Below are 10,759 nucleotides of genomic sequence, written 5' to 3' on the forward strand. Positions count from 1 at the left end.
GCATGCGGGTCAGCCCGTCGCCATCCTGGCGAAAGTCCGTGACGATGGCCGCCGCACCGCGCTCGACCAGCGAATAGCAGAGGCTGGTCGGATCGAAGCCGGCGATCAGCTTCTCGCTCGCCTGCGTCCATTTGCGGATTTCGAGCCGGATGCCGGAAATCACCGTTCCCGGCGGCGAGAAGCCGTTGCCGAAGGGCGAATCCTCCTGGCCCCGGCTGCTTTCGGCCAGCGGCCCTTCCCAGAGATAGGTCGAGAACTCCGTATGCCGTTCCCAGCGCAAGGTGCCCTTGCCCCATTTCATGGCATGGTGGCGGGCATGGCGTTCGGGCGCTGCGATGCCCAAGCGCCGCGACAGGTCCGACAGCACGGCAAGGTCGACGGCCGAGCCGCCTTCGGTCATGAAGGAGAGTTGGATGAGCACGCGCGGCTTCTCGACCAGCGGGTGCGGACGAGCATGGACCTCGCCTAGCGCGCCGGGGCGACCCTCGTGGGCCGGAAAGCCCATGACGCTGCCCTGGGCACGCGGCTGGAATTCGAGATTGGCGTCCGACACGGCTGGTCCCCCTGGTTTCGACCCTTCGTGCAATCGCGTTGTCTTGCGGCAATCGGCAGGGGCCGTAAACAGCAAATTTCAGCTGCAGCCGATTCACAGAGCCGCCGGGGAGTCGACCTGATTCGGCGAATTGGATAAATAATTTGACCAGTTGGCGACGGAGGCTTAGATCTGCGCGACATCCATTCCGTTTCCAGGCGCGCTTCCATTGAGCGATATCTTCTCCAGGATCGAGCATTCGCGCACCGCCGACGAGGTGGTGCAGCAGATCGAGAGCCTGATCCTCGAGGGCGTGCTGCGCACCGGCGACCGGCTGCCGGGCGAGCGCGAGCTGGCGCGTCAGTTCGACGTGTCGCGGCCGATCCTGCGCGACGCGCTGAAGGCGCTGGAAGGACGCGGGCTGCTGACCACCAGACCGGGCGGCGGCACGCATGTCGCCGACGTCATCGGCCAGCTTTTCACCAAGCCGGTGACCGATCTGATCTCGATGCACCGCAAGGCGGTGACCGACTATCTGGAATACCGGCGCGAGGTCGAGGCAATCGCGGCCGAATACGCGGCGCGGCGAGCGACGCCCGAGGATCTGGCGCTGCTCGACCGCATCATGGCGCGCATGGACGAGGCGCACCGTACCGGCGACTTCGACGACGAGGCGGAAATCGACGTCGAATTCCACCACGCGGTCTGCGAATGCGCGCACAACATCATCCTCCTGCACACGCTGCGCTCCTGCTACCGGCTGCTCTCCGAGGGCGTGTTCCAGAACCGGTTGCTGGTCTTCACCGTGCCCGGCGCGCGCGAGGCGTTGCTTGAGCAGCACCGGGCAATCCACGCCGCGATCAAGGCGGCGGATCCTGCCGCAGCCCGCAAGGCGGCGATGGACCACATTACCTATGTCGAGCGCTCCATGGCTGAGGCCGAGCGCAGCGGCGACTGGCAGCGCGTGTCACGGCTGAGGCTCAGGCAGCGCTCGGAAGCCGGCGACATCGAACCGACACGCAAACGCTCCTAAGCACTGATCACGCGGGGACTACCATGAGCGACATCCTCACCATCGCCGACCTCAAGGACATGGCGCGCCGCAAGGTGCCGAAGATGTTCTTCGACTATGCCGATTCCGGCGCCTGGACGGAGAGCACCTACCGCGCCAACGAGGAGGACTTCGGCAAGATAAAATTCCGCCAGCGCGTGCTGGTCGACATGAGCAACCGCTCGCTGGAATCGACCATGATCGGTGAGAAGGTGGCGATGCCGGTGGCGTTGGCACCGACCGGGCTGACCGGCATGCAGCATGCCGACGGCGAGATGCTCGCGGCGCAGGCCGCTGAGGAATTCGGCGTGCCGTTCACGCTCTCGACCATGAGCATCTGTTCGATCGAGGATGTCGCCTCGGTGACCAAGAAGCCGTTCTGGTTCCAACTCTACGTGCTGCGCGACAAGGATTTCGTCGTCGATCTCATCGACCGCGCTAAGGCGGCGAAATGCTCGGCGCTGGTGCTGACGCTTGACCTGCAGATCCTCGGCCAGCGTCACAAGGACGTGCGCAACGGGCTGTCGGCACCGCCCAAGATGACGCTCGCCAACATTGTCGATCTCGCCCTCAAGCCGCGCTGGTGCCTGGGGATAGCGGGCACGCCGCGCCGCACCTTCCGCAACATCGTCGGCCACGCCAAGGGTGTCGGCGACGTTTCTTCGCTGTCGTCCTGGACGACGGAGCAGTTCGACCCGCAGCTGTCCTGGAAGGATGTCGCCTGGATCCAGGAGCGCTGGGGCGGCAAGCTGATCCTGAAGGGCATCCTCGACAAGGAGGATGCGTTGATGGCGGCCGAGACGGGAGCCGACGCGATCATCGTGTCCAATCATGGCGGGCGGCAGCTCGACGGCGCCGCCTCCTCGATCTCGGTGCTGGAAGAGATCGCCGACGCGGTCGGCGATCGGATCGAGGTGCATATGGATGGCGGCATTCGCTCGGGTCAGGATGTGCTCAAGGCGCTCTGCCTCGGCGCCAGGGGCACCTATATCGGCCGGCCGTTCCTTTACGGGCTCGGCGCGATGGGCAAGGCGGGCGTCACCAAGGCGCTGGAGATCATCCGCAAGGAGATGGACATCACGCTGGCGCTGTGCGGTAAGCGTCTGGTAACCGACATGGGCAAGGACCAGCTGCGGCGCTAGGGGCTTATTCACCGATCCGCCCTAGTTTCCCGTGATGACAGACACGGGAAGACGTCGCCTTGACTGAAGCCGGCATCCACTATCTCGACGCGCGCGGGCCGAAAGGCATACGCATCTATGCCATCGGCGACGTGCATGGCCGTCATGACCTGCTCGCCGCCATGCACAGCCGGATAGCAAGCGATCTGGAGTACGGACCAAAGTCCGATTGGCGCATCATCCATCTCGGCGATTATGTCGACCGCGGACCGGACTCGAGGAACGTCATCGAATTCCTAATCGAGGCGCGGAGCCGTGATCCCCGCAACATCATGCTTGCCGGCAACCATGACATCGGCATGCTCGATTTCCTTGCCAAACCCGATCCGGAGGGTCTGTTCATGCGCTATGGCGGCGTCCAGACGGCGGCGTCATACGGGGTGAAGCTCTCGACCGGCAGCAGCTGGTTCGGCAGGTCGGACGAGGCGCTGGCGCACGGACACGCGGCCTTGGTCGAAGCAGTGCCGCAAGCCCATGTCGACTTCCTGCGCTCGCTGTCTTTTTCAGCGTGCTTCGGCGACTTCTTCTTCTGCCATGCCGGCATCCGGCCGGGGGTGCCGCTCGAAAGCCAGAACGAGCAGGACCTGATCTGGATTCGCGACGTCTTCCACAATTACCCGGGGCTGTATCCCAAAGTGATCGTGCACGGGCATACGCCGGTGCCGGACGTCGAGGTGATGGCCAACCGCGTCAATCTCGACACGCTCGCCTGGCAGGCGGGAACGCTCAGCGCACTTGCCGTCGACGGCGCTGAAAAGCGCATTCTGACGGTCGAGGGAATGGCGTTCTGGCCATGACCCCAAGTGTGGGATCAGCTTTCCCTTTGTCGGGAAGGATCAGGCTCTAGCGAAGCGCGGCGGTGACGCCGTAGCCGTCGACGGCCTGGTGATTGTTTGCAGCGTCGGCAGAATAAATGCCGAGGCCGCACACGACGATGGCAGACAGCATTACAAAGGACAAAAGCGCTGCTTTCACGGACGTCATCTCTGGTTGAGCTTTCTGCATCTGTGCACGAGGCGGTTACCAATGCGTTGAAACGATAAAATGCGTCTCAATGTTTCGACGACTTCGCGCTTCTAAGCAGATTCTGTATCGCCGGTGTGTCGCTTGGATCACACAACAGGTTCATCGCGGTTGCACGGACGATACAGAGGGCGCCCTCTTAGGCGGGCGGCCGGACACAAACCAAGAATGAAGTGCGTTTTCCCCAGGCGGAACTGCCGCCGCGTGCCAATTATGTCACGCTCCGCGGCGGTGCGACGGTCAGATCGTCGCCACCCAGGCACGCGCGATCGCGAGCCCTGCGGCGTCGGCGTGCGGTCCGTTGCTAGCCATCTCGTAGTCGAGCCTGCCGGTCCAGTCGGGATGGCGCTCGGCGATCAGCGCCGCGAAGGAGGTGCTCCAGTCGCGCACCAGCGGGCGATCCGCCTCGAAATGGAACTGGAAGCCATAGACGGCGCGGCCAATACGAAAAGCCTGGTTCGCCGCGACATCATTGCCCGCAAGCCGCACGGCCTTCTCGGGTAGGTCGAACGTATCGTCGTGCCATTGGAAAGTCGGGAACTTTTCCGGCAAGGTGCCGAGAACAGGGTCGTGCTTGGCTTCGGCCGTCAGCGACACCCCGCACCAGCCGAATTCAACCGCACCGCCGATGTGGTTGTCGGCGCCAAAGGCGCGGGCGACGAGCTGGCCGCCGAGGCAGATGCCAAGCACCGATCGGTCCTTGCCGGCGAAATCGCGCGTCAATTCGAGCAAGGCGGGAAAATAGGGATAGTCGTCGTCGGCCAGCGCATTCTGCCCCCCGCCCAGAACCACCATGGCATCGTGACCGTTCGCGTCCCGGGGCAGCGGATCGCCTTGGTAGGGGCGGCGCAAGTCAAGCTCGGCGCCAGCCTCCGCGAGAGCGGCGCCGACTTGGCCGAGGCCGGTATTGTCGTAGTTCTGGACCACCAGCACCCGCATCCCCGAATCCCTGCTGACATGAAAATGACGGTGGGAGCGATATCATGCCGCCTCGGTTTCAGCCAAGCCGCGCGCCGGAGAGAAAGCTATGCCACTGCAGAACCGGGTCGATCCGTTCGGCGTCATCCATGCCGTGCCCGAGCGCGGCCTCTTCACCGGTAATCGCGGTATCGTCCATGACCCCGAGACTAAAACGCTTCTGAGGAAGCGTTGGGCGCTGCCGGCCTGGATCATCTGCGTCTGCCAATTCCGCGGCGTGCGACGCGAGCCGATGGGCCGCAATCGGCCTGGAGGAAAGGCCGGCTGGACCGAACTGTTCTTTCTCGACGAGGTGACGGCGCTCGCGGCCGGTCACCGGCCCTGCTTCTACTGCCGGCGCGACCAAGCGAGAGATTTCGTGCGGCGCTTCGGAAAGGTCTTCGGCATTGCCGAACCGCGCGCGCCGATGGTCGACAAGCGGCTGCACAAGGAGCGGCTGGCCTCCGGTGGGCGTCCGCCGACCGTCTCATCGGACGAACTCGCCGGTTTGCCGGATGGAGCAGTCGTGGCCGAGGGTGAGACCGCCTACGCGCTCCGCGCCAGCAAGGCGCTCGAATGGTCCTTCGCAGGCTATGCCGAGCCCGTCTTGTTCAATCGCCTCGCCGGGCGATCGCTGCGACTGCTCACGCCTGCCACAAGTGTTTCGGTGCTGAGACATGGTTACGCGCCGGTCTGGCATCCGTCCGCCGATACTTGACGACAACCCGCGCCTCGCCCATTGCTCGGCCATGCGCGCCAACTACAAAATGCAGCGGCTGTTCGTGCCGGACGATCTCGGACCGGGGTTCGAATTCGATGCTGGACAGCAGCAGAGCCACTATCTCGCGCATGTGATGCGGCTCGGCGAAGGCGCGAAGGTCCTGCTCTTCAACAGCCGCGACGGCGAGTGGTCGGCTTCGATCGCCGCCAAGACCAAGAAAGCCGTCCGGCTCAAGGTGCTTACCCTGCAGCGGCCGCAGCCGCCGCTGCCCGACCTCGCCTATTGCTTCGCCCCGCTGAAGCAGGGCCGGCTCGACTATCTGGTGCAGAAAGCGGTCGAAATGGGCGCCGGCATCCTGCAACCGGTCATCACCCAGCACACACAAGTGGCCAAGCCTGGCATCGATCGGCTGCGCGCCAATGTCGTCGAAGCGGCCGAGCAATGCGGCATCCTGGCGGTGCCAAAGGTGTGCGAAGCAGAGAAGCTGGAGCGGCTGCTCGGCGGCTGGGACAAGGAACGGCGGCTGATCTTCTGCGACGAGGATGCCTCGACCAACAATCCACTGCCAGCCTTGCAGAAGGTAAGCGAGAAGAAACTCGCGCTGCTGGTGGGGCCGGAGGGCGGCTTTTCCGATGACGAGCGCAGGATGCTGCGGGCGCTGCCCTTCGTCAGCGCCATTCCGCTCGGGCCGCGCATCCTGCGCGCCGACACGGCGGCGGTCGCGGCGCTCGCGGTGATGCAGGCGACGATCGGCGACTGGTGATCAAATCCAGTTGAGGCGTGGCTCAGGATTTTTCGCTTGATCGGCTACTGACATTTCGTCCATCTAGCGCCCGGCGGCTAGCTGACGGCTGCGGAGGGCTTTCTTATGGCGCGCGACACAACCGATATCCAGCCCATCGAAGGCATCGACGAACTCGTCGGCTATCTGGCGGCGGGCAACAAGCCGCGCGACAAATGGCGGATCGGCACCGAGCACGAGAAGTTTCCCTTCTATGTCGATGGCAACGCGCCGGTGCCCTATGGCGGCGAGCGCGGCATCCGCGCCATCCTGGAAGGCATGCAGGAAAAGCTCGGCTGGGATCCGATCATGGATGCCGGCCGCATCATCGGCCTAGTCGAGCCGACCGGCCAGGGCGCGATCTCGCTGGAGCCGGGCGGGCAGTTCGAGCTCTCCGGCGCGCCGCTGGAGACGATCCACCAGACCTGCCGCGAGGGCAACGCGCATCTGGCGCAGGTGCGCGAGATCGCCGAGCCGCTCGGCATCCGCTTCCTCGGCCTCGGCGGCAGCCCAAAATGGTCGCTTGCCGAAACGCCGAAAATGCCGAAGTCACGCTACGAGATCATGACTCGCTACATGCCGAAGGTCGGCTCCAAGGGCCTCGACATGATGTATCGCACCTGCACGATCCAGGTGAATCTCGACTTCGAAAGCGAATTCGACATGCGCCGCAAGATGCAGGTGGCGCTGAAGCTGCAGCCGCTGTCGACGGCGCTGTTCGCCAATTCGCCCTTCACCGAGAGCCGGCCGAACGGGCTGCAGAGCTGGCGCGGCGACATCTGGCGCGACACCGACAACCAGCGCTCCGGCATGCTCGAATTCTGCTTCGCGCCGGATTTCGGCTTTGCCGACTATGTCGAATGGGCGCTCGACGTGCCGATGTATTTCGTCATCCGCGACGGGCAGTATCACGACATGACGCGCTACACCTTCCGCCAGTTCATGGCGGGTGCCGCGCGCACGCAAGTGCCCGACGGCCTGCCGACGATGGGCGACTGGGCGAACCACCTCTCCACCCTCTTCCCCGATGTGCGGCTGAAGCGCTTCCTCGAGATGCGGGGCGCCGACGGCGGACCGTGGCGGCGCATCTGCGCGCTGCCGGCTTTCTGGGTCGGCCTGCTCTATGACGAGCAGGCACTCGACGCCGCGGAGACGCTGACCTCGAGCTGGACCTACGAAGAAGCGCTGGCGATGCGCAACGCCGTGCCGGAGCACGGGATTTCGGCGCCATTCCGCAACGCCACCTTGCGCGAGGTTGCCCGCGACGTGCTGGCCATCGCCCGCACGGGTCTGAAGAACCGCGCCAAGAAGAACCGCGACGGCTATGACGAGACCTCGTTCCTCAACACGCTCGACGAGGTCGTGGCGCGCGGCACCACCAGCGCCGAGGAGATGCTTTCGGCATATCACACGCGCTGGGGCGGCTCGATCGAGCCGGTGTTCATGGAATATGCCTACTGACCGTTCGCCGGCCACCTGAGCCGTGGCTCGGCAAAAGCTGCTTCAATCGGTGATGGAAACGCAATAGGCTCCTCCGTGAGGATATTGCCGAGGAGATCTCATGCCTTCCCTGTTCGATATTTTTTTGCAAGCCCAGAACGGCGCCGGCATGCAGGCGCTGGCCCAGCAGTTTGGCCTTTCGATGCAGCAGGCGCAGGCCGCGGTGCAGGCGCTGCTGCCGGCCTTCTCACAGGGGCTTCAGCGCAACACCGCCGATCCCTATGGAATGGGTGCTTTCATGACGGCGATGGCGAGCGGCCAGCACGCCAAGTATTTCGAGGACGCAACCCGGGCCTTCACGCCGCAAGGCATCGATGAAGGCAACGGCATTCTCGGCCATCTGTTCGGCTCGAAGGACCTGTCACGCGCTGTTGCAGCCCAGGCCGCTCAGGCGACCGGCCTTAGCCAGCAGGTGCTGCAGCAGATGCTGCCGGCGATGGCGTCGATGATGATGGGCGGATTGTTCAAGCAGACCAACAGCCAGATGCAGGCCGCCGGCGGCTTCCGTGGCGGCGGCAATCCTTTCGGCGAGATCATCGAGGAGATGATGCGGCAGGCGGGAGGCGGCGCACAGGCCCCGCAGCCGGCGCCAAATCCCTATGGCGACAATCCGCTCGGCAAGGTGCTGCAAGACATGTTCGGCGGCGGCGCCCAACAGCCGCAAAGCCAACCGCAGCAGGCGCCGAACCCTTACGGCGACAATCCGCTGGGCAAGATGTTCGAGGAAATGCTGCGGCAAGGCGGCGGTTTCGACACGCCAGACGGAGAGCAGGCGCCGCAGCAATCCCAGCCGCAGCCGCAAACCAATCCGAGCGGCCGGCCGAGAAATCCATTCGACGACATCTTCGGCAGGATGTTCGAGACCGGCGCGCAGCAGCGCGAGGAATATCAGAAGGGCATGGAGACGATCTTCGACCAGTTCAAGCGCGGGATGGACCGACGGTAGGGCGCTCAAATCAAAAGAAAAATGCCCGGTCCTGGAGGGGAACCGGGCAATGTGCAGGCAGGCCGGCGGGGAACCGGCAGGGAGTGTGGGAGCCTGCATGAAACTTGGTCGCGCCGAGCCCTCGAAAGGTTCAGCGCGAGCGCAAACGCAGCCGGCGAAGCCGCTCAGGCGACCTTGCGGGCGAGGTCCTCGATCATATCGACGCGCTCTTCTGCGATTGCGCGCAGCTTCACCGTCGGATCGCGGCCGAAAGGCACGCTGACGGCGACGTGGAGGTCGGCGCGGGTCAGGCCGATGTCGGCAAGCTCGGCATCCGACATCTCGCCAAGGCGATAAAAGGCGCGGCGGTTTTTCCAGGCGCGGAAGGCATCGGCGACCGCATTGAGCACGCGGGTCGCAACGGCCGGACGCGTGGTGATGCGCGGGGTCTCGGAGGCGAATTCGATCGTGGTCATGTCAGTCTCTCCTTCGGAGTCGTGCAGACGAAACCATGCAATCGGCGCCTGGGAGGAGCGCCGTTGCGGTCTCGATACAGTTAACGTGACGCATGTCGTTGCCCCCAACACGGGGGCCACTTTTGGGCGACATGCTGTGCCTTCATGTGGACAATGGCAATTTGCCACGCCGCGATTGATTAATCCAACGAATGTTTCTAATCTTTAGCATCAACACGAATGATGGATTGGACCGATGAAAGCGCCGCTCGATCTCGATCAGTTGCAGACCTTCATCTCGATTGCCGACACCGGCAGCTTCACGCGGGCTGCCGAGGAGGTGCACCGGACACAGTCTGCGGTGTCGATGCAGATGCGCCGTCTTGAGGAGCGGATCGGCAAGCCGCTGTTCGAAAAGGATGGTCGCACCAACAAGCTGACCGAGGAAGGCGACAGGCTGCTTTCCTATGCAAGGCGGCTGATCTACCTCAACCGCGAGACTTTGGCGGCCTTCGACGACCAGCGGCTCGAAGGCACGATACGGATCGGCACGCCGGATGACTATGCGGACCGCTTCCTGCCCGAGATCATGGCGCGCTTCTCGCGCTCCAACCCGCGTGTGGAACTCACCGTCATCTGCGAGCCGACGCCGGGCCTGGTCGAGCACATCAAGCGCGGCAATCTCGACCTCGCGCTGGTGACGCACAACGACACGCGCGGCCAGTCGGAGGTGGTGCGGCGCGAGCCGCTTCTATGGGTCACCTCGGCCAATCATGCCACGCATGAGCAGGAAATCCTGCCGATGGCGTTCGGCCGGCCGAACTGCATCTGGCGGCGCGCGGCGGTCGACGTGCTCGACCGGCAGAACCGCGAATACCGCGTGCTCTTCTCCAGCTTCTCGGCGACCGTGATCACCGCCGCCGTGCTTTCCGGCCTCGCCATCTCGGTGCTGCCGGAATGCGCGCTCAGGCCCGGCATGCGCGTGCTCGGCGAGGCCGACGGGTTCGACGCGCTGCCGGATTGCCGCATCGGCATCATGCGCGGCCAGACCTCGCAGCCGGAGATCGTCGATGCTCTGGCCCGCCATATCGCGGAAAGCCTGGACAATATTTCCGTGCCGGTCAGCGAAGAGACGGGAAGCTTCGACTTCGCGGCACTCGCCTTCGCCAAGATGAAGCGGACCAAGGCAAACCAGATCCTGCCTGGATGGTAGGGGTTCAGGCGCGAGCGGCGGCCGGCTGAATCTCGTCCGGCGAAGCTAGACCGGAAAGGCCGAGCAGTTGGACCGGCTCAAGCGGCGGCGACAAGAAATAGCCCTGGAGTTGCCGGCAGCCCATTGCGACCAGCAACATCTTCTGCGCCTCGGTCTCCACGCCCTCGGCGGTGACGTCGACCCCGAGCGCCATGGCAAGATCGATCAGGGCCTTGACGATCGCGGCCGAGTTGCCGTCGCCATCGAGAAGCCGCACGAAGGAGCGGTCTATCTTGAGCTTGTCGATGGCGTGGCGACGCAAGTAGCTGAGCGATGAATAGCCGGTCCCGAAATCGTCCAGAACGATGCCGACGCCCAACTGGCGCAAGGTGGTCAGAGCCGCCCTCGAAGCATCGCTGTTGTCCAGAAGCACGCTTTCGG

13 protein-coding genes are annotated in these 10,759 nt (G+C 64.3%); 8 read left to right on the top strand and 5 right to left on the bottom strand.

Going from position 1 to position 10,759, the window contains the following annotated elements:
• Positions 1-553: DUF3422 family protein (locus EOA60_RS06070; RefSeq protein ID WP_128311139.1), on the bottom strand; the 553-nt coding region annotated here is incomplete at its 3' end.
• Between the two features lie 208 nt (positions 554-761).
• On the opposite strand from EOA60_RS06070, the gene EOA60_RS06075 reads away from it, so the two are divergent.
• Genes EOA60_RS06075 through EOA60_RS06085 form a run of 3 tightly spaced genes read left to right on the top strand, consistent with a single transcriptional unit; the run spans position 762 to position 3,561 of the window.
• The gene (locus tag EOA60_RS06075) at positions 762-1,565 is read left to right on the top strand and encodes an FCD domain-containing protein (protein ID WP_067327345.1); all 804 of its coding nucleotides are present in this window, start codon (positions 762-764) and stop codon (positions 1,563-1,565) included.
• A gap of 23 nt (positions 1,566-1,588) precedes the next feature.
• A complete protein-coding gene (locus EOA60_RS06080; protein ID WP_095825787.1) occupies positions 1,589-2,725 on the top strand; it encodes an alpha-hydroxy acid oxidase in 1,137 nt (378 codons plus the stop codon).
• A gap of 59 nt (positions 2,726-2,784) precedes the next feature.
• A complete protein-coding gene (locus EOA60_RS06085; RefSeq protein ID WP_067327338.1) occupies positions 2,785-3,561 on the top strand; it encodes a metallophosphoesterase family protein in 777 nt (258 codons plus the stop codon).
• 46 nt (positions 3,562-3,607) lie between these two features.
• Here the strand turns inward: EOA60_RS06085 and EOA60_RS39620 are convergent, their stop codons facing one another.
• Both EOA60_RS39620 and EOA60_RS06095 read right to left on the bottom strand, forming a co-directional pair.
• The gene (locus EOA60_RS39620) at positions 3,608-3,739 is read right to left on the bottom strand and encodes a hypothetical protein (RefSeq protein WP_275955501.1); all 132 of its coding nucleotides are present in this window, start codon (positions 3,737-3,739) and stop codon (positions 3,608-3,610) included.
• A gap of 288 nt (positions 3,740-4,027) precedes the next feature.
• Positions 4,028-4,726: a type 1 glutamine amidotransferase gene (locus EOA60_RS06095; RefSeq protein WP_095801085.1), complete on the bottom strand. Its 699-nt coding sequence runs from the start codon at positions 4,724-4,726 to the stop codon at positions 4,028-4,030.
• An 88-nt stretch (positions 4,727-4,814) separates the two neighbouring features.
• Here EOA60_RS06095 and EOA60_RS06100 point away from each other — a divergent pair, with 88 nt between their 5' ends.
• The 4 genes from EOA60_RS06100 (at position 4,815) to EOA60_RS06115 (ending at position 8,692) form a co-directional block, all read left to right on the top strand.
• Entirely contained in the window at positions 4,815-5,462 is a 648-nt protein-coding gene (locus EOA60_RS06100) for a hypothetical protein (RefSeq protein ID WP_095825788.1), read from the top strand.
• A gap of 31 nt (positions 5,463-5,493) precedes the next feature.
• A complete protein-coding gene (locus EOA60_RS06105) occupies positions 5,494-6,228 on the top strand; it encodes a 16S rRNA (uracil(1498)-N(3))-methyltransferase (RefSeq protein WP_095825789.1) in 735 nt (244 codons plus the stop codon).
• A 105-nt stretch (positions 6,229-6,333) separates the two neighbouring features.
• Complete coding sequence (locus EOA60_RS06110) at positions 6,334-7,707, top strand: glutamate--cysteine ligase (protein ID WP_095825790.1); 1,374 nt, start codon at positions 6,334-6,336, stop codon at positions 7,705-7,707.
• Positions 7,708-7,807: 100 nt separating this feature from the next.
• Complete coding sequence (locus EOA60_RS06115; RefSeq protein ID WP_095825791.1) at positions 7,808-8,692, top strand: DUF937 domain-containing protein; 885 nt, start codon at positions 7,808-7,810, stop codon at positions 8,690-8,692.
• 164 nt (positions 8,693-8,856) lie between these two features.
• Here the strand turns inward: EOA60_RS06115 and EOA60_RS06120 are convergent, their stop codons facing one another.
• Positions 8,857-9,147, bottom strand: coding sequence for a DUF1127 domain-containing protein (locus EOA60_RS06120; protein WP_095801090.1), 291 nt, complete (start codon positions 9,145-9,147; stop codon positions 8,857-8,859).
• 235 nt (positions 9,148-9,382) lie between these two features.
• On the opposite strand from EOA60_RS06120, the gene EOA60_RS06125 reads away from it, so the two are divergent.
• Positions 9,383-10,339: a LysR substrate-binding domain-containing protein gene (locus EOA60_RS06125; protein WP_066989268.1), complete on the top strand. Its 957-nt coding sequence runs from the start codon at positions 9,383-9,385 to the stop codon at positions 10,337-10,339.
• A gap of 4 nt (positions 10,340-10,343) precedes the next feature.
• On the opposite strand, the gene EOA60_RS06130 is transcribed toward EOA60_RS06125, so the two are convergent.
• A partial coding sequence (locus tag EOA60_RS06130; protein ID WP_164899202.1) for an EAL domain-containing protein occupies positions 10,344-10,759 on the bottom strand: 416 nt, incomplete at its 5' end.

The organism is Mesorhizobium sp. M1A.F.Ca.IN.020.06.1.1 (genome assembly GCF_004023265.1).
Taxonomy (GTDB): domain Bacteria; phylum Pseudomonadota; class Alphaproteobacteria; order Rhizobiales; family Rhizobiaceae; genus Mesorhizobium.